Below are 17,216 nucleotides of genomic sequence, written 5' to 3'. Positions count from 1 at the left end.
TCATCATCGTTGTTGCGAAGTCCCATTTCCGGCTCTTTCTAATCAACCCCGCTGACATCCGCCTCTGAGTTGAGGCGACCTTGCGGGGCTCATGTGACGACAATCTCCCTCCGGTCTGAAGCTTTCGCCCGCGGCGCGCGCATGCTGCGCACCGCGCTCGGGCCGGCGATCTCCGCCCATCTCGAAGATCCAAGTATCGTCGAGGTGATGCTCAACCCCGACGGACGGTTGTGGATCGATCGATTGTCGGGCGGGCTCGAGGACACCGGCAGCCGTGTCACGCCAGCCGACGCCGAGCGGATCGTAAGACTTGTCGCGCATCATGTCGGCGTCGAAGTGCATGCCAACAGCCCCCGCGTTTCGGCGGAGCTGCCGGAAAGTGGTGAGCGGTTCGAGGGGCTGTTGCCGCCGGTGGTTTCTGCTCCGTGCTTCGCTATCCGGCGCCCCGCCGTCGCGGTCTTCACGCTCGGCGACTACGTCGATTCCGGCATCATGTCGGCGGCGCAGGCTGAGCTGCTGCGCGTCGCTGTGCATGAACGCAAGAACGTGCTCGTCGCCGGCGGCACCTCCACAGGCAAGACCACCCTGGTCAACGCCCTCCTCGCCGAGGTCGCGAAGACCGGCGACCGCGTCGTCCTGATCGAGGACACACGCGAGCTGCAGTGCGCGGCGCCGAACCTCGTCGCGCTTCGCACCAAGGATGGCGCGGCGTCGCTTTCCGATCTCGTCCGTTCGTCGCTGCGTCTCCGCCCGGACCGCATTCCCATCGGCGAGGTGCGCGGCGCGGAGGCGCTCGACCTTTTGAAAGCCTGGGGCACCGGCCACCCCGGCGGCGTCGGGACATTGCACGCCGGATCCGCGATCGGCGCGCTGCGCCGTCTCGAACAACTCATCCAGGAGGCCGTGGTCACGGTCCCGCGGGCGCTGATCGCCGAAACGATCGATCTCATCGCGGTCCTCGCCGGCCGCGGCTCCGCGCGCCAGCTCGCCGAGCTGGCGGTGGTGAAGGGCCTTGGCCCGACCGGCGACTACGTCCTCACCCCCGCAGGAGACTCGTGATGCTGCTCAACCGTGCTCGCCGTGCGTTCGCCATGGCTTCAGCCTTCGTCTTCGTCGCGCTTGCGACGGCTCCCGCCTACGCCGCCGGCTCCAACATGCCTTGGGAGCAGCCGCTCAATCAGATCCTCGAGTCGATCCAGGGGCCGGTGGCCAAGGTCATCTCCGTGATCGTCATCATCGTCACCGGCCTGACCTTGGCCTTCGGCGAGACGTCTGGAGGGTTTCGGCGGCTGATCCAGATCGTCTTCGGTCTCTCGATCGCCTTCGCTGCGTCGAGCTTCTTCCTGACTTTCTTCCAGTTCGGCGGCGGAGCGCTGGTGTGATGGAGCACGATGCGGCCATCCCCGGCTTCTACGCGCCTGTTCATCGCGCGCTGACCGAACCGATCCTGCTCGGCGGCGCGCCGCGCGCCGTCGCGATCGTCAACGGCACGCTCGCGGCAGCCGTTGGCCTCGGCCTTCGTCTGTGGATCGTCGGAGGCGCGATCTGGTTGCTGGGCCATCTCGCCGCCGTGTGGGCCGCGAAGCGCGATCCCGCCTTCGTCGATGTGGTGCGTCACCATCTGCGCTACCCGCAGCATCTGGTCGCGTGAGGTTCGAACGATGATGAATCTCACCGAGTACCGTCGCCGCTCGCAAAGCCTCGCCGACTTCCTGCCTTGGGCGGCGCTGATCGAGAAGGGCGTCGTCCTCAACAAGGACGGCTCGTTCCAGCGCACCGCGCGTTTTCGTGGGCCCGATCTCGACTCCTCGACACCGGCCGAGCTCGTCGCCATCACGTCGCGCCTCAACAACGCGCTACGCCGCCTCGGCTCCGGTTGGGCTGTGTTCATTGAGGCCCAGCGCGTGCAGGCGCATTGGTATCCCGTCGGCGAATTTCCCGATGCGACCTCGGCTCTGGTCGACGCCGAACGGCGCGCGCAGTTTCAGGAAGAGGGCGCGCATTTCGAAAGCCGCTACTTCCTGACGCTGCTTTGGCTGCCGCCGGCTGACGATGCCGCGCGGGCAGAGGCTTGGCTCTACGAGAATCGCGCACAGGGCGCCGCTGACTGGCGCGCCACGCTGGAAGGCTTCATCGACCGCACCGATCGCGTGCTCGCCCTGGTCGAAGGCTTCATGCCCGAAGCTGATTGGCTCGATGACGGCGAGACTCTCAGCTACCTGCATTCCTGCGTCTCGACACGCCGCCAGCGCGTGCGCGTGCCCGAGACGCCGATGTATCTCGACGCCATCCTGGTGGACGAGGACCTGACCGGCGGCCTCGAGCCCAAGCTCGGCCGCGCCCATCTGCGCACGCTCACCATCATGGGCTTTCCGTCGCAGACCTGGCCCGGCCTGCTCGACGATCTGAACCGGCTCGCTTTTCCCTATCGCTGGGCAACCCGCGCGGTCTGTCTCGACAAGACCGACGCGACCAAGCTGCTCGCGAAGATCCGCCGCCAATGGTTCGCCAAGCGCAAGTCGATCATGGCGATTTTGAAGGAGGTGATGACCAACGAGGCGTCGGTGCTGATGGACAGTGACGCCGCCAACAAGGCCCTCGACGCCGACGCGGCGCTGCAGGAGCTCGGAACGGACCTGGTCGGCGAGGCCTATATCACCGCCACCGTGACGGTTTGGGACGAGGACTCCCGCGTCGCCGACGAGCGCTTGCGCCTGGTCGAGAAGACCATTCAGGGCCGCGACTTCACCTGCATGCGCGAAGGCGTCAATGCGATCGAGGCCTGGCTCGGATCGCTCCCGGGCCACGTCTACGCCAATGTGCGCCAACCGCCCGTCTCGACGCTGAATCTCGCGCACATGATGCCGTTCTCGGCGGTCTGGGCCGGGCCGGAACGGGATGAGCATTTTCAGGCGCCCCCGCTGTTCTTCGCCAAGACCGAGGGCTCGACGCCGTTCCGATTCTGCCTCCATGTCGGCGATGTCGGTCACACGCTGATCGTCGGCCCGACCGGCGCCGGCAAGAGCGTCCTGCTCGCGCTGATGGCGTTGCAGTTCCGGCGTTATCCCGGCGCCCAGGTCTTTGCCTTCGATTTCGGCGGCTCGATCCGTGCGGCCGCGCTGGGGATGGGCGGCGACTGGCACGATCTCGGCGGTGCGCTGGCCGACGACGCAAGCGCGCCCGCCGCCCTCCAGCCCCTCGCGCGCGTCGATGACGCCGGCGAGCGGGCTTGGGCCGCGGAATGGATCGCGGCGCTGCTTGCCCGTGAGTCCGTCACCGTCACTCCAGAACTGAAGGAGCACTTATGGTCCGCTCTGACCTCGCTCGCCTCCGCGCCGGTTTCGGAGCGAACGATCACCGGTCTTTCCGTCCTCTTGCAGTCCCATGCGCTCAAGCAGGCGTTGCAGCCCTATACGGTCGCCGGACCTTGGGGCCGGCTGCTTGATGCGGAGACCGAACGCCTTGGCGAGGCGGAGGTGCAGGCCTTCGAGACCGAGGGCCTGATCGGCGCCGGCGCGGCGCCCGCAGTGCTGTCCTACCTGTTCCACCGGATCGAAGATCGCTTCGACGGCCGGCCGACCTTGCTCATTGTCGACGAAGGCTGGCTCGCGCTCGACGATCCCGGCTTCGCCGGGCAGCTTCGCGAGTGGCTAAAGACACTGCGGAAGAAGAACGCCTCCGTCATCTTCGCCACGCAATCGCTCGCGGACATCGATGGCAGCGCCATCGCACCCGCGATCATCGAGAGCTGTCCCACACGGATTTTGCTGCCGAACGAACGCGCGCTCGAGCCGCAGATCGCAGCGATCTACCGGCGTTTCGGTCTCAATGACCGGCAGATCGAGATTCTGAGCCGGGCCACGCCCAAGCGCGAATACTACTGCCAGTCCCGCCGGGGCAACCGCCTGTTCGAGCTTGGACTCTCCGAAGTCGCGCTCGCCTTCACCGCCGCGTCCTCAAAGACCGACCAGACCGCGATCGAACAGACCCTCGCGGCCCATGGCCGCGAAGGCTTCGCCGCCGCGTGGCTGCGCCGCACGAACCTCGACTGGGCGGCCGACATGCTCACCCGCAACCAGGAGGTTTCCTCATGATCGCCCGTCGCCTGCGCGCCGGTCTCGTCACTGGCGTCGCCGCCTTGTCGATTGTCACCCTCGGCGTTCCTGCGCGCGCCCAGTGGATCGTGTTCGATCCGACCAACTATGCGCAAAACATCCTGACCGCCGCGCGCGAGCTCCAGCAGGTCAACAATGAAATCCAGATGCTGGAGAACCAGGCGACATCGCTGATCAATCAGGCGCGCAATCTCGCGAGTCTTCCGTACTCCTCGCTTGCCACACTCGAACAGTCGATCGCCCAGACGCAGCAGCTTCTCACGCAGGCGCAACGTATCGCCTATAGCGTTAGCACAATCGACCAGGCGTTCACGCAGCAATACCCGCTGGCCTATTCGAGCGGAACTTCATCGCAGCAACTTCTTTCCGACGCGCAGTCACGCTGGCAGAACGCCCGCGCCGGATTTCAAGACACCATGCGCGTGCAGGCCGGCGTCGTGCAGAACCTCGACTCGACGCGCACCCAGATCGACGCGTTGGTGACGGCGAGCCAAGGCGCGACCGGCGCGCTCCAAGCTGCGCAGTCGGGCAATCAGCTCGTCGCCATCCAGACTAAGCAGCTCGCCGACCTCACCGCTATCATGGCCTCGATCTCGCGCGCCCAGAGTCTGGATGCCGCTCGCCAACTCGAGACCGAGGCTCAGGCGCAAGCGCAGATGCAGAACTTCCTCAACTACGGCGCGGGCTATCAACCCGGCAACGCGCAGATGTTCCACTGATGCGCGGCCGTTTCCTTAATCTTCCCGCCATCGCGCGCGCCATCGGCTTCGCCCTGGTCGCCATCGCCATCGTTGCTGCCACGCTGCATTTTCGTGAGGCTCCATCGCGCTTGCTGGACCACCCTGCAGGTCCCGCAACGGCCTCCGATCCGCTCTCGGACGAACTGAAACGATGCCAGGTGCTCGCCGCGCAGGCGAAGGATGACGCCGATTGCGAAGCTGCCTGGGCCGAGAGCCGCCGCCGCTTCTTCACCTATCAGCCGCCCAGCACGACTGCGCCGCCCGCGGCATCAGCCAAATCTCCCGACAGGTAAACACCATGGGCGGCACCGGCGTCATCGACAATTTCCTGGGGACGTTCACCCAATACATCGATTCCGGATTTGGATTGGTCCAAGGCGATGTGCGCTGGCTCGCCGGCGTTCTCATCGCCATCGACATCACGCTCGCTGGCCTCTTCTGGGCGATGGCGCCCGACGAGGACGTGCTCGCGCGCCTCATCAAGAAGACGCTCTATATCGGCATCTTCGCCTTCATCATCGGCAACTACAACAACCTCGCGCAGATCATCTACAACAGCTTCGCTGGGCTCGGCATCGAAGCGGGCGGCGGCACCATCAGCGCCGCGCAGCTTCTTCAGCCCGGCAAGATCGCCGGGGTCGGGATCGACGCCGGCAAGCCGATCCTGACCGCCATCTCCGGGATGATGGGTTTCACCAGCGTCTTCGCCAACCTGGTGCAGATCATCATCCTGCTGGTCGCCTGGCTGATCGTCATCATCAGCTTCTTCGTTATGGCGATTCAGCTCTTCGTCAGCTTGATCGAGTTCAAGCTGACGACACTCGCTGGGTTTGTTCTCGTCCCCTTCGGACTCTTTGGCCGCACCGCGTTTCTCGCCGAGCGCGTGCTCGGCAACGTCGTGTCGAGCGGGATCAAGATCCTGGTGCTCACCGTCATCATCGGTATCGGCTCGACGATCTTCAGTCAGTTCACCAGCGGCTTCAACAATCCGCCGACGATCTCCGACGCGCTGACGCTTATCCTGGCGGCGCTCTCGCTGCTTGGCCTCACGATCTTCGGTCCCGGCATCGCCAACGGCCTGATCGCCGGAGGCCCGCAACTGGGCGCTGGCGCCGCGGTCGGCACCGGTCTCGCGGCGGCAGGCATCGGCGCCGCTGGAATCGCAGCCACGGCGGGCGGACTCGCCGCCGCGGGTGGTGCGATCGCGGGCACGGCGCGCGCGGGCGCTTCCCTCGCGGGCGGCGCCACCGCCGCCTATCGCGCCGGCGGGGCGACCGGTGTCGCTCAAGCCGCCGGGTCAGTGGCGATGAGCCCGCTTCGCCGCGCGGCGGCCGGCCTGAAAGAGAGCTTCGCATCGGGCGAGCTCGCCGTGATGCGCGGAAGCGCGCCAGCGAGCGCCGGCGGTGCGGGATCCTCGACACCTTCAGACGGTCCGCCGGCCTGGGCGCAGCGCATGAAGCGCAGTCAGACCATCAGCCGCGGCGTGTCCGCCGCCGACCACGCTATCCGGTCCGGCGATCGGGCGAGCGGCGGTCACCAGATCGACCTCTCGGAGGGGGATTAGCCCATGTTCAAACGATCCACCGTGCGATACGGCAAGACGCCCGAGCCGGAGACACCCTATCAAAAGGCCGGCCAAGTCTGGGACGAGCGCATTGGCTCCGCCCGTGTGCAGGCGAAAAGCTGGCGGCTCGCGTTCTTCGGCGCGCTGGCGCTGAGCGGCGGCCTCGCTGGCGGGCTGGTCTGGCAATCGGCCCGGGGGACCATCACGCCGTGGGTGGTGCAGGTCGATAGGCTGGGCCAGGCGCAGGCCATCGCACCGGCGGTCGCCGACTATCAGCCAACCGATCCGCAGATCGCCTGGCATCTCGCTCGGTTCATCGATGAGGTGCGCAGCATTCCTGCCGACCCCGTCGTGCTGCGGCAAGACTGGCTCGACGCCTACAACTACGTCACCGACAAGGGCGCGCTGGCGCTCAACGATTACGCCCGCACCAACGATCCATTCTCGAAGGTCGGGAAGACGCAGGTGTCCGTCGAGGTGGCGAGCGTGATCCGCGCCTCCGACAGCAGCTTCCGCGTCGAATGGGTCGAGCGGCGCTATGTCGACAACGCGCTCGCCGCCACGGAGCGCTGGAGCGCCATCCTCACCATCGTTGTGCAGACGCCGACCGACGCCGATCGGCTGAAGAAAAATCCGCTCGGCGTCTACGTCCACGCCCTCAACTGGTCAAAGGAGCTCGGCTGATGCGCTCGCTGCCTCTCGCAACCCTTCTGCTTGTTTCGACGTCGCTGGCAGCGTGCTCGACGTGGAAGCCGCCCGAGATCAGCTACGACGACACGCCGAAGCAGGCTGTGCTTCAGCCCGATCCACCCAAACCCGTGCAGATTGTCGAGCTGCCCAAGCCGCTACCTCTACCCGGCCAGCTCAAGCGGCTTCCCGGATCGACGAAACCGCCACCCGAACCCGCCGATCCGCACGCGCGCGTCGACCAGGCTAATGGCGCGGCCAGAATTCAGCCAACGCGAGCGGGTTATCTCAATGCCATTCAGGTCTATCCGTTCTCCGACGGCGCGCTCTACCAAGTCTACGCCGCACCCGGTGAGATCACCGACATCGCGCTCGAGCCGGGCGAACAGCTTGTCGGCTCCGGCCCCGTCGCGGCGGGCGACACCGTGCGCTGGATCATCGGGGATACGGAGAGCGGCGCCGGCGCTGCCAAGCGCATCCACATTCTCGTCAAGCCGACGCGCGCCGATCTCATCAGCAACCTCGTCATCAACACCGATCGGCGGACCTATCACCTCGAGCTGCATTCCGACGAGAAGACCTACATGGCATCGGTCTCCTGGGCCTATGCGCAAGACCAGCTCATCGCCCTTCGTCAGCAGAACGCGGCGGCCGACGCTGCGATGCCCGTGGCGACCCGAGTCGATATCAACGCGCTGAACTTTCGCTATCGCATCGAGGGCGACAATCCCGCCTGGCGGCCGCTTCGCGCGTTCGACGATGGCCGGCAGGTGTTCATCGAGTTTCCGAGCGGCATCAGCCAGGGCGAGTTGCCGCCGCTTTGGGTCATCGGCGCCGAAGGCGACGGCCAGCTCGTCAACTACCGCGTCAAAGGCAACCACATGATCGTCGATCGGCTGTTCGCCGCCGCCGAGCTCAAGCTCGGCGGCAAGCATCAGCAGCTCGTGCGGATTGTCCGCACCGATGGGAGGCCGCAGTCGTGACGGATGACCCCCGTCAAGTAGGCGAGCCGAGCGGAGGCAGTCGCCCAGCCGAGGAGATGCGGCTGCGGTCGAGCCGGCCGCCGGTCACTCGCCTGTCGCGAAAAGTGCTTCTCGGCCTGGGCACGGCCGCGGCGCTCGGCATCGGCGGCGCCTTTTTCTTAGCGCTCAAACCCCAGCATCAGACCACGGGCTCCGAGCTCTACAACACCAACAATCGCAACACGCCTGATGGCCTGGCCAATCTTCCCCGGGATTACACGGGGCTACCCAAGCCCGCGCCGCAGCTCGGGCCGCCGCTTCCCGGCGATCTCGGCCGGCCGATCCTCAAGAGCGGAGCCGCAACCTCTGGCATGCCGACCGGCACCGATCCCGAACAGCAGCGGATCGCGCAAGAGCAAGAGGCCGCGCGCACGAGCCGTCTCTTCACGACGACGAATGTCCAGCAAACTGCGCAAACAGCATCGGCAGCAACTCCGTCCGGCGCGACGCCTACCGTCGCGGCCGCCGGTACAAGCGACCTGACCTCGCAGGATCACAAGCTCGCGTTTCTCAACGGCGCCGTCGACCGACGCACCACGAGTTCAGATCGCGTCCAGCCCGCCGCCAGCAAATACATTCTGCAAGCGGGCGCAGTGATCCCCGCTGCCCTGATCACCGGCCTGCGCTCCGACCTTCCCGGTCAGGTTACCGCTCAGGTGACGGAAAACGTCTATGACAGCTTGACGGGAAAGATCCTTCTGATCCCGCAAGGCGCGCGCCTGGTCGGGCAGTACGATGCGCAGATCGCCTTTGGGCAGACGCGCGCGCTGCTCGTCTGGAATCGCCTGATCATGCCAAACGGCCACTCAATCGTCCTGGAACGTCAGCCGGGCGCCGACACCGAAGGCTACGCCGGCCTCGAGGACGAGGTCGACAACCATTGGGGCATGCTGTTCAAGGCGGCGATCCTCTCCACGCTCTTGAGCGTGGGCTCCGAAGCGGGCACGAGCAACAGCGAGAACAATCTGGCGCAGGCGATCCGACAGGGCGCCTCGCAGAGCTTCAGTCGGGTCGGCGAACAAGTCGTCGGGCGCTCTCTCAACATTCAGCCGACGATCACTATCCGCCCGGGCTTTCCCGTGCGCGTGATGGTCACGCACGATCTCGTTCTCGAACCCTACCGCGTATGAGGAAGTAACATGGCAAAGCTGAAGCTTGGAACGATCCCCGATGACAAGCCGGTCAAGCTCACGATCGAATTGCCGGCCGTTGTTCATCGCGACCTCGTCGCCTATGGCAATGCGCTTGGCCGCGAAACCGACCAGGGAGCCGTGGAGCCGGCTAAGCTGATCGGTCCCATGCTGTTGCGGTTCATGGCGACCGACCGCGCCTTCGCCAAACTGCGCCGCGCGGAAGCTGTGGCGCAGCGACCACACTCTGAAAATCGGGCTCAGAAAAGCTGACGTGAGCGCGCCTCATCGCGCATGAAGGCGACAAACCGTCCGACGGCCGGATCTTCGGCCTCCGGGCACCACACCAGCTCGACCTGCACCCAGGCGTTTTCCTCGTGAATTCGTCGATAGACAACACCCGGAAAGGCGACCTCCGCTTGACTCGTCGTGGCGAGGGTGATCCCGAACCACGCCGCCACCAGCGCGAACACGCACTGCTTGCTGCCGGCGTGAGATTGAAATCTGACACCGCTACCCATGAACGAGGCGTAAAATTCGCGGGCCGACTGACTATCGTCCCAGCCCTGAACGAGGAAGGTTTCGTTGCGCAAGCTCTTCCAATCGAGCGTCCGTCGCACCGACAGTGGATGTTCGCCCGGCATCGCTGCGACAAGACGCTCGCGATAGAGCGGCGTGGTTGCTGCTTCGGGCCACAACGTGTGGCTCGTCATCAGAGCAACATCGATGCGGCGCTCCCGCACGGCTCTTTGGATCTCCCACTCATTCATCTCCGCAATCGTGAGCAAGATTTGTGGATGCCTTTCTCGCCATCCGTACAGCAGGCCTCGTAACGGCTCCCCGACGGGCGGCATTCTTACCGCGAGGCGGACTTCGCCCAACACGCCGTTGCCGTTTTGGTTGCCGGCATGACGGATGGCGTCGAGTTCGGCCAAGGCCCGATGGATGTGTGGCAGCACTGCCTTGCCGCCGGTCGTCAGCCGAACCCCAGCGTGCCCGCGTTCGAACAGCGCGAGCCCGAGTTCGTCCTCCAGTCGTCCCATATGGCGGCTAATAGTCGACGCATTAACTCCGAGAGACTCAGCCGCATGCGTAAAGTTGCCGGCGGCTGCCGAAGCCTCAAGATACATGAGATCACGGATCTCCATGGCGGAAACCGCTTTGCGGCAACTACTCGACGCGTTGTTCGCGACTATCGGCAACCGAGGCAGGATCAAGAGATGACGCTGTCGACCGCACAATCATGCTCTCAGACATCGCGAAATCGAGCTTCGCGCCGAGTTGATCACTGACTCCTCGGAGACCACCGGCTTCCTGGACGCACCTAAGCTGGTCCCATGACACTTCGAGGTAGCCGGCGACCGCGAGCGTTCTCCCGATCGGTCGCGGCGAACCTAGACGCCGCAAAGGCCAGTGAGCGCGGCAGAGAATGCGCTCCATTCTGGCGTCCGTCACGGTGACGATATCGGAGAGATGACGCATCAAGCCAAACTCGATCATGCCGGCGAAGAGTTCATAAGTCGCTCGTGCGATGCTGCCAGCCGTCTTGGCCTGTCTGGTACCGAGATCCACACCGAAGCGGCTGCTTTCCCAGATGGCATCGGATGATGGCGCAGCCTCTCCGTCCAGTAGCGCCGGGAACGTGTCGCGAACCATGGTAGGGCCGCTCGTTGGTAACAAACGTACAGAGCCCTGAACACGACCGTCCTCGTCCCTCTGCAGAAGATAGACAGGTCGGCACGCGTCGAATTCGTCGATTTCCATGTCGCCGCTGGTCTGAACGTCCCAGCCAAGCCGTTCCTTGAAGATCCGGTAGCGAAGCCGGTGCATTTCGGCGAGGTCGTCGATAAACTCGCCATAGCGGTCGGGGGTGATGAGTTGGAGCATATTCGCCTCCTGGCAGGTTTGGGCCTGCGCAATAGAAGGCGATCGGCTGGGGTATTCTCATCCTGTGCAGTTGCACAGGGGCGGAGGCGAAACTTATCGGGTCGCCGGCTTAGAGGCAGCCAACTTGGCGACGGCCTGACAAATCGTCCGGACGCTCAATTTGGACTTCGCATTGTCGAGGTGAAAGGCCGCTGTCCGGCGAGAAACGCCGAGAATGCGCGCCATTTCCCACGCGCTCTTGCCGCGTGCAGCCCACTCGAGACATTCAAATTCTCGCGGTGACAAGAGCACGCCATCCACGATCCGATCGCCGTTAAGCTTCCTACGCGCCTGCGCATGAAAGTACATCGCCATGAGCTGCAATACCCGTGCATGCTCCGCGACAGAACGGCAGAACGCAGGCTGGCGCAGCTCCGTGGCAAAACTCACAACCGCGACTGTGCCACGACCATTGTGGATCGGAATCGTAAATCCGTATCGAATGCCGAATTCGCTCGCCTCGTCGAAAAACTGTTGTTGCTGTTTTGATAACCGTATCGGGCCGACATCTGGTCCCCATTCGAATGGCTCCAGATGATTGCGCGCATATGATACGACCGGATCAATCCAGTCGTACCGACTCTGGAGATAGTGGCTCGTCCACTCGGGCGGATAGCTCGAAATCAGGCCCGGCTCAGCATCGGGCCGGCGCGGAGCCGTTAGATACGCGAATGTGGGGACATCGAGCGCAATCGCTGCCTCCGCCATCGCAGCGCAAAGCGCCGGAGCATCGACACTGTCCACAAGCCGCTCGACAAAGGTTTGGAAGACGCGATGCATCGCCGCGCCTCAACTCAACCGTTGATTGCTTCCAGCAGCGTTGCCGACCAGCCTGACGAAAGGGTGACGACCAAATGACGAAGCCGTCATCTTCGCGCTCACCGCAATGATGGCGAGGAGCACATCCGATGCTACAATCAGAAGTTCGAGCCCGAGTGCGCCCCTCGTGAGATCCAATCACGGTTCGCCCGGACAGCCTCTTGCCAAAGCTGGCCCTAAACGGCGTCACTGCGGCAGGCTTTACTCAAACTGCGGTCGAGGCGGTTATGAAGATTCTCGTTATCGAGGACGAGGTGAAGACCGCGTCCACCTTGAAAAAGGGATTGGAAGAGAATGGATTTGTCGCCGACGTGGTGGAGAACGGCGAGGACGGCAGTCACCTTGCATATACCGGCCAATACGACGTGATTATTCTTGATGTCATGCTTCCAGGCCGCGACGGATGGACCATCATGGCGGACCTGCGCCGCCGTAGCGTGCAAACGCCGGTGCTGTTCTTGACCGCCCGGGACGCGGTTCACGACCGCGTCAAGGGACTGGAACTCGGCGCCGACGACTACCTTGTCAAGCCCTTTGCCTTCTCGGAGCTCCTTGCGCGCATACGCAGCATTCTCCGGCGCGGCGCCGTTGCTCGGAAGGCGCCCATTCTAAAGGTCGCTGACCTCGAGATTGATCTCCATCGGCATCGCGCAACGCGCGCTGGCCGCTCTCTGGAGCTGACACCAAAGGAGTTCCTGATGCTGTCGCTCTTAATGCGACGCGCAGGCGATGCACTGTCTCGGTCGCTGATCGCCGAACAGGTATGGGATATCAATTTTGATTGCGACTCCAATGTCGTCGATGTTCATATGCGCCGTCTCCGCTCAAAGGTTGATGATCCCTACGGAAGCAAGTTGATCCATACGGTCCGCGGCATCGGCTATGTACTCGAAAAGCGAGCCTAAATGACTTTCCATACGATATCCCCGGGACGTCGGCCGCCATCTATCGCGTTTCGTATGACGACTTGGTATGCGCTCTCGACCTTCATGCTTATTTTCGCAGCTACCGGGTTTCTATACTGGGTGCTCGCGACCAATCTCCAGAAAGAGGATGATGGCGCCCTTCAGGACAATTTGAACAATGCGCAGCTCATGTTGCGATCTTCCGCGTCCGGCCTGCCTTCGGGCCGGCACGAAGTTGAGCCTGTATGGTCGTCGGAACGGCGGCCGGAGATTTATATTCGACTTCTAGATGGGAATGCACGAACGATCGTCGAAACGCCGGGGATGCCGGAGGAACTGCCTCCGCCCACCGCAGCGGACCTCGCGAGCCTAGGTTCGCAGCGCACGGTAAACCACGAAGCCGTGTCGCGCTCCGGCAAGCTGCTTCAGACCGTGACGGCGCGTGCCGGCGGCGAAGGGGTGCCAGCACGATACCTCCAGATCGCCATGGATCGCCACAATGACGAGGATCTCCTCGCACATTATCGCGAACAGATTTGGATCGTGCTGAGCGTGTCTGTGATACTTTGTTCGCTAGTGGGATATGCCATCGCCAGGAGCGGGATGCGGCCGATCGAAAGCATCAGCGGCACCGCAGAGAGGATCCGGTCGGCCACGCTCCACGAACGCATCGAGACGCCGGAACTACCAGCGGAATTGGCGGGGCTTGCAAAGACGTTCAATACCATGCTCGATCGGCTCCAGGATTCGTTCGCGCGCATATCGCAATTTTCCGATGATGTAGCGCATGAGCTCCGCACGCCTATCCATAATCTGCGCGGCGAGATTGAGGTTGCCCTGAGTAAATCGCGATCAAGCGAGGACTACCGCGACACCCTTGGCTCGTGCTTGGAGGAATGCGGGCGGATCTCGCGCGTCATTCAAAGCCTGCTCTTTCTCGCCAGAGCCGACAAAACGCCGGAAGTGCTCCGACTAGAGCGCATCGATATCCGCGAAGAATTGACTAGGGTTCAAGAGTTCTACGAAGCCGCAGCTTCCGACGCCGGGTTAGATCTGACCATATCGGCGCCGTCCGATCTTTGCGCGCCGCTCGACCGGTCGTTATTTCAGCAGGCGGTCGGCAACCTCGTCTCAAACGCAATCGCCCATACGCCAGCAGGGGGTATGATTCGCGTCGTAGCTTGCGAGGACGGTCCGATGCTAAAGATGAGCGTAATCGATAGCGGCTGCGGGATTGCGCCGGAGCATCTTCCGTACGTACTTGACCGGTTCTATCGGGTCGACCGCGCCCGGACCGGTTCTCGCCAGAACGTCGGATTAGGGCTTGCAGTTGTAAAGAGCATCGTCGAATGGCACGGCGGTTGCGTCGTTCTCGACAGCAAACCCGGCGAGGGGACCTGCGTCTCGTTGAGATTTCCGAGTATAGCGGAAAAATCTGCCGTGCTCTCTGGCTGAGCACTTCTAACCGAGACAGACGCCGTGGTCTGGCGCCCGAAATCAAAATCTAACGAGCGCACAACGTTAGCAAAACAGCGGAGGCTGTCAGAACGGTCTGCCTCGGACTCCGCATTTTTGCGGCAATCCGTTTCAATGCGCCCGCCCGAGGCGAATCTGTCCCAAGGTGACGTTTCCGTCATCTCTGCGTCACCGATTCTTCAGTTGGGCTTTCTAGCTTCCATAGCTCCGTAATTAAGCGCGGGTCGGGCCCGCGGGGGCTTGTATTGCTATTACCGCGCCAGATCCTATCCATTTGTAGCGCCACAGCGCTTCTCGTCGGCTGCGCAAGCTATCACTCGGAGCCGATCTCTCCGATTGAAAATGCAGCCTCGCTCGATAGCCGTACCCTGAACGATCAGCGCCTCCAGCAATTCATCACCGCAGAGCTTGGCGACAATGGGAAGGTAGACCGGCCCCCGACCTGGAATCTTTCAACGCTTACCCTGGCCGCAATCTACTACCACCCCGATATCGCGATCGCGCATGCCAAGCTAGTGGGTGCTGAGGCGGGCGTGATCACCGCTCGCCAGCGCCCGAACCCGACGTTCAGCCTCACCAATGTTTTCGGCCAAGCTGCCATCGCCGCGGCGGCACCACCGGCGGGGGTCGCGGCGATCACGATCGGCCCCACGATCGACTTCCTCCTCGAGACCTTCGGTAAGCGCGAGGACCGCACCGCACAAGCCCAGCACCTTCTCAGCTCAGCGCGCTGGGATCTCGCCCTAGCCGGCTGGCAAGTGCGCGCTCGCGTGCGTACCGCTCTTCTGAATCTCTGGGCGGCTCAGCAGCGGCTGGTCTTGACCCATCGTCAATTGGACCTCCAGAACCAGCTAGTCCGACTTCTCGAACAGCGGCTTACCATGGGCGAGGCATCTTCTGTGGACGTCATGATCGTGCGAGTCGCCCGGGCGCAGATCACCTTCGCTCTCAGCAACGTCGAGCAGGCACAGGCTGCCGCTCGTACCCAACTCGCGACCGCTCTGGGCATTCCGGTGCGCGCACTCGATGGTGTCGGCCTGTCGCTTGGCGCCCTCGACCACCCGCCGCCGATTCCTCCGAATCCCGACACAAGCACACTCCGCCAGGAGGCGCTCACGCAACGCTCTGACGTGCAAGCCAGCCTCCAAGAGTATGAGGCTACCCAGTCGGCGCTGCAGCTTCAGATCGCAAACCAATACCCGAACATCACCTTGAGCCCCGGCTACAACTATGACTTTGGCGTCAACAAGTACGTACTCGGCCTTGGCGCGGACTCGCTTCCGATCTTCAACCAGAATCAAGGACCGATTGCCCAGGCGCTCGCCAGCCGACGACAGGCAGCCGCAACCTTCACTGCTCTTCAGGCGGAGATCATAGGCGCGATCGACCAAGCGGCGGCGGCTTACCGGACCGCGACCCGAAGCCTCAGAACCGGCGATACGCTGATGTCCCAGGACGAGCGCCGCGTCCATGAAATCGAAAGCCAGTTCCGTGCCGGTCAGGTCGATCGGGTAGCGCTGGTGACAGCGAAGCTTGGAGTCGCTGCGACCGCGCTATCGCGATTCGACGCGGTGGTGCAGCAGCGGCAGGCCATCGGCGCCCTGGAGGATGCACTCCAGCAACCGTTATTCGATCCCGGCCATTGGCCCGTGGTGCCCCGGCACGATCCGCGCCTTTCCCATTCGGAGACCTCTTCATGAGTAGATACCCCGCTTCCGGGGCGAGGCCGCTGTTCTGGATTCTTATCTTAGGAATCTCGACCGCCGGTCTGAGCGGGCTCCTCGTCTGGGGTTTTATCAAAGGTCGCGACGGAGCGGCAGCGGAAGCGCAGCGTGAGCAGCCGGTCAAGGCCGCCGTCCAGGTTTCGCGCGCGAATACCGGGCTGCCCACGATCACGCTTGACCCCAATTTGCAGAAGCAGGCCGACCTCCAGGTGAAGCGGCCGAACACTGCGCCCTATCAGCAGCAGGTGCAGGCCTACGGCAGTGTGCTTGATCTCCAGACTTTTACCGACCTCGGCAACACGATTGCCAATGCCAAGTCTCAGCTCGCCATAGCTGAAGCCAAGCTTGCTGCTTCACAGGCGGCATTTCAGCGAACACAGGTCCTCCACAAAAACCAAAACGTCTCGACAGCCCAATTCCAAGCGGCCGAGGCAACCTACCGGTCCGACGAAGCAAGCGTAAAGGCCGCAGAAGTACAAACGCAAAACGCCACAGCGAGCGCATACCAAGCTTGGGGTCAGGTGCTTGGCCGCTCGCTTGCGGATGGCACACCCTTAGCTAGGGGCCTCATTCAACGCGAAGAAGTGCTGATTCAGATCACGCTGCCGGTGGGGGTCTCGCTCGGGCGGGCGCCGCAGACAGCGTCGATCGAAACCACCACGGGACAACGTGTTAGGATCGAGTTCGTCTCTCCGGCTACCCGTACCGATCCAAAAATTCAGGGTATCAGCTTCTTCTACACCGCCGATGCCGCGAGCGGCGCATTGCCCGGCATGAACGTGACCGCCCAACTTCCCGTTGGACAGTCAACGTCAGGCATCGCCATTCCGGCCAGCGCGGTGGTTTGGCTGCAGGGCCGCGCATGGGTCTATCTTCAGGTAGCGACCAACACGTTTATCCGTCGCGAAATTCCCACGACGGAGCCGCAGCCCGGCGGCGGCTATGTCGTGCCCGCGCTCGCGAACCCGCAGCGGTCTGAACTGCCCACATCAGATGTGGATGGTGCCGAGCCGCCTCTTCCGAAGAACGAATCCCTTGTCGTGAGCGGCGCGCAAGTGCTGCTGTCGCAGGAATTCAGCTCGCAGATCCAGGGCGGGGGGGACTAGGA

At 63.4% G+C, this 17,216-nt stretch carries 18 protein-coding genes; 15 read left to right on the top strand and 3 right to left on the bottom strand.

From position 1 onward, the window contains the following. The first annotated feature begins 141 nt into the window (after positions 1–141). The 11 genes from trbB to HYPDE_RS16970 are packed head-to-tail and all read left to right on the top strand — an operon-like array spanning position 142 to position 9,531. Complete coding sequence (gene trbB / locus HYPDE_RS17020; protein WP_041320613.1) at positions 142–1,059, top strand: P-type conjugative transfer ATPase TrbB; 918 nt, start codon at positions 142–144, stop codon at positions 1,057–1,059. Then, positions 1,059–1,382 carry a TrbC/VirB2 family protein gene (locus HYPDE_RS17015; RefSeq protein WP_015599778.1) on the top strand — a complete coding sequence of 108 codons (324 nt, stop codon included), beginning with the start codon at positions 1,059–1,061 and terminating at the stop codon, positions 1,380–1,382. Before trbB ends, HYPDE_RS17015 begins: the two co-directional genes overlap by 1 nt. Further along, on the top strand, positions 1,382–1,651 hold the full coding sequence (locus tag HYPDE_RS17010; protein ID WP_015599777.1) for a VirB3 family type IV secretion system protein: 270 nt from the start codon (positions 1,382–1,384) through the stop codon (positions 1,649–1,651). The genes HYPDE_RS17015 and HYPDE_RS17010 overlap by 1 nt, the downstream gene beginning before the upstream one ends. A gap of 10 nt (positions 1,652–1,661) precedes the next feature. Beyond that, the gene (trbE, locus tag HYPDE_RS17005) at positions 1,662–4,094 is read left to right on the top strand and encodes a conjugal transfer protein TrbE (RefSeq protein WP_015599776.1); all 2,433 of its coding nucleotides are present in this window, start codon (positions 1,662–1,664) and stop codon (positions 4,092–4,094) included. Further along, positions 4,091–4,834: a P-type conjugative transfer protein TrbJ gene (gene trbJ, locus HYPDE_RS17000; protein ID WP_015599775.1), complete on the top strand. Its 744-nt coding sequence runs from the start codon at positions 4,091–4,093 to the stop codon at positions 4,832–4,834. Before trbE ends, trbJ begins: the two co-directional genes overlap by 4 nt. Next, positions 4,834–5,148, top strand: coding sequence for a putative entry exclusion protein TrbK-alt (gene trbK-alt / locus HYPDE_RS16995; protein ID WP_015599774.1), 315 nt, complete (start codon positions 4,834–4,836; stop codon positions 5,146–5,148). The genes trbJ and trbK-alt overlap by 1 nt, the downstream gene beginning before the upstream one ends. 5 nt (positions 5,149–5,153) lie before the next feature. Next, positions 5,154–6,419 carry a P-type conjugative transfer protein TrbL gene (gene trbL / locus HYPDE_RS16990; RefSeq protein ID WP_015599773.1) on the top strand — a complete coding sequence of 422 codons (1,266 nt, stop codon included), beginning with the start codon at positions 5,154–5,156 and terminating at the stop codon, positions 6,417–6,419. Positions 6,420–6,422: 3 nt separating this feature from the next. Continuing rightward, positions 6,423–7,103, top strand: coding sequence for a conjugal transfer protein TrbF (gene trbF, locus HYPDE_RS16985; RefSeq protein WP_015599772.1), 681 nt, complete (start codon positions 6,423–6,425; stop codon positions 7,101–7,103). After that, entirely contained in the window at positions 7,103–8,089 is a 987-nt protein-coding gene (gene trbG / locus HYPDE_RS16980; protein WP_015599771.1) for a P-type conjugative transfer protein TrbG, read from the top strand. The genes trbF and trbG overlap by 1 nt, the downstream gene beginning before the upstream one ends. After that, positions 8,086–9,258 (top strand): TrbI/VirB10 family protein, encoded by a 1,173-nt coding sequence (locus HYPDE_RS16975; RefSeq protein WP_015599770.1) that lies wholly within the window; start codon positions 8,086–8,088, stop codon positions 9,256–9,258. The genes trbG and HYPDE_RS16975 overlap by 4 nt, the downstream gene beginning before the upstream one ends. 9 nt (positions 9,259–9,267) lie before the next feature. Continuing rightward, positions 9,268–9,531, top strand: a complete 264-nt coding sequence (locus tag HYPDE_RS16970) for a DUF2274 domain-containing protein (RefSeq protein ID WP_015599769.1) — start codon at positions 9,268–9,270, stop codon at positions 9,529–9,531. Here HYPDE_RS16970 and HYPDE_RS16965 read toward each other — a convergent pair. From HYPDE_RS16965 to HYPDE_RS16955, 3 genes are all read right to left on the bottom strand, one after another. Beyond that, positions 9,519–10,406: a LysR family transcriptional regulator gene (locus HYPDE_RS16965; protein WP_015599768.1), complete on the bottom strand. Its 888-nt coding sequence runs from the start codon at positions 10,404–10,406 to the stop codon at positions 9,519–9,521. The two genes, HYPDE_RS16970 and HYPDE_RS16965, sit on opposite strands and share 13 nt — an antisense overlap. Positions 10,407–10,428: 22 nt before the next feature. Next, positions 10,429–11,145 (bottom strand): acyl-homoserine-lactone synthase, encoded by a 717-nt coding sequence (locus HYPDE_RS16960; RefSeq protein ID WP_015599767.1) that lies wholly within the window; start codon positions 11,143–11,145, stop codon positions 10,429–10,431. A 93-nt stretch (positions 11,146–11,238) separates the two neighbouring features. Then, positions 11,239–11,964 (bottom strand): helix-turn-helix transcriptional regulator, encoded by a 726-nt coding sequence (locus HYPDE_RS16955; protein WP_015599766.1) that lies wholly within the window; start codon positions 11,962–11,964, stop codon positions 11,239–11,241. A gap of 266 nt (positions 11,965–12,230) precedes the next feature. Here HYPDE_RS16955 and HYPDE_RS16950 point away from each other — a divergent pair, with 266 nt between their 5' ends. The 4 genes from HYPDE_RS16950 (at position 12,231) to HYPDE_RS16935 (ending at position 17,214) form a co-directional block, all read left to right on the top strand. Then, complete coding sequence (locus HYPDE_RS16950) at positions 12,231–12,908, top strand: heavy metal response regulator transcription factor (protein ID WP_015599765.1); 678 nt, start codon at positions 12,231–12,233, stop codon at positions 12,906–12,908. Further along, complete coding sequence (locus HYPDE_RS16945) at positions 12,909–14,363, top strand: heavy metal sensor histidine kinase (protein WP_081625140.1); 1,455 nt, start codon at positions 12,909–12,911, stop codon at positions 14,361–14,363. Positions 14,364–14,629: 266 nt separating this feature from the next. Continuing rightward, positions 14,630–16,084, top strand: a complete 1,455-nt coding sequence (locus HYPDE_RS16940) for a TolC family protein (protein ID WP_015599763.1) — start codon at positions 14,630–14,632, stop codon at positions 16,082–16,084. Then, positions 16,081–17,214, top strand: coding sequence for an efflux RND transporter periplasmic adaptor subunit (locus HYPDE_RS16935; RefSeq protein WP_015599762.1), 1,134 nt, complete (start codon positions 16,081–16,083; stop codon positions 17,212–17,214). The genes HYPDE_RS16940 and HYPDE_RS16935 overlap by 4 nt, the downstream gene beginning before the upstream one ends. Positions 17,215–17,216: the final 2 nt, after the last annotated feature.

Origin of the sequence: Hyphomicrobium denitrificans 1NES1, from assembly GCF_000230975.2 — a bacterium.
Taxonomy (GTDB): Bacteria; Pseudomonadota; Alphaproteobacteria; order Rhizobiales; family Hyphomicrobiaceae; genus Hyphomicrobium_B; species Hyphomicrobium_B denitrificans_A.
Note: the sequence above shows the minus strand (reverse complement) of the source record. Positions and strands in the feature narration are given on the sequence as shown.

What these genes read in the sequence shown, in the direction of transcription:
- HYPDE_RS16965 (WP_015599768.1), bottom strand. Translation starts at nt 10,406, where the DNA reads ATGGAGATCCGTGATCTCATGTATCTTGAGGCTTCGGCAGCCGCCGGC.
- HYPDE_RS16950 (WP_015599765.1), top strand. Translation starts at nt 12,231, where the DNA reads ATGAAGATTCTCGTTATCGAGGACGAGGTGAAGACCGCGTCCACCTTG.
- HYPDE_RS17015 (WP_015599778.1), top strand. Translation starts at nt 1,059, where the DNA reads ATGCTGCTCAACCGTGCTCGCCGTGCGTTCGCCATGGCTTCAGCCTTC.
- HYPDE_RS16945 (WP_081625140.1), top strand. Translation starts at nt 12,909, where the DNA reads ATGACTTTCCATACGATATCCCCGGGACGTCGGCCGCCATCTATCGCG.
- trbJ (WP_015599775.1), top strand. Translation starts at nt 4,091, where the DNA reads ATGATCGCCCGTCGCCTGCGCGCCGGTCTCGTCACTGGCGTCGCCGCC.
- trbG (WP_015599771.1), top strand. Translation starts at nt 7,103, where the DNA reads ATGCGCTCGCTGCCTCTCGCAACCCTTCTGCTTGTTTCGACGTCGCTG.
- trbB (WP_041320613.1), top strand. Translation starts at nt 142, where the DNA reads ATGCTGCGCACCGCGCTCGGGCCGGCGATCTCCGCCCATCTCGAAGAT.
- HYPDE_RS16970 (WP_015599769.1), top strand. Translation starts at nt 9,268, where the DNA reads ATGGCAAAGCTGAAGCTTGGAACGATCCCCGATGACAAGCCGGTCAAG.
- trbF (WP_015599772.1), top strand. Translation starts at nt 6,423, where the DNA reads ATGTTCAAACGATCCACCGTGCGATACGGCAAGACGCCCGAGCCGGAG.
- HYPDE_RS16935 (WP_015599762.1), top strand. Translation starts at nt 16,081, where the DNA reads ATGAGTAGATACCCCGCTTCCGGGGCGAGGCCGCTGTTCTGGATTCTT.
- HYPDE_RS16955 (WP_015599766.1), bottom strand. Translation starts at nt 11,964, where the DNA reads ATGCATCGCGTCTTCCAAACCTTTGTCGAGCGGCTTGTGGACAGTGTC.
- HYPDE_RS16960 (WP_015599767.1), bottom strand. Translation starts at nt 11,145, where the DNA reads ATGCTCCAACTCATCACCCCCGACCGCTATGGCGAGTTTATCGACGAC.
- trbK-alt (WP_015599774.1), top strand. Translation starts at nt 4,834, where the DNA reads ATGCGCGGCCGTTTCCTTAATCTTCCCGCCATCGCGCGCGCCATCGGC.
- HYPDE_RS17010 (WP_015599777.1), top strand. Translation starts at nt 1,382, where the DNA reads ATGGAGCACGATGCGGCCATCCCCGGCTTCTACGCGCCTGTTCATCGC.
- trbE (WP_015599776.1), top strand. Translation starts at nt 1,662, where the DNA reads ATGATGAATCTCACCGAGTACCGTCGCCGCTCGCAAAGCCTCGCCGAC.
- trbL (WP_015599773.1), top strand. Translation starts at nt 5,154, where the DNA reads ATGGGCGGCACCGGCGTCATCGACAATTTCCTGGGGACGTTCACCCAA.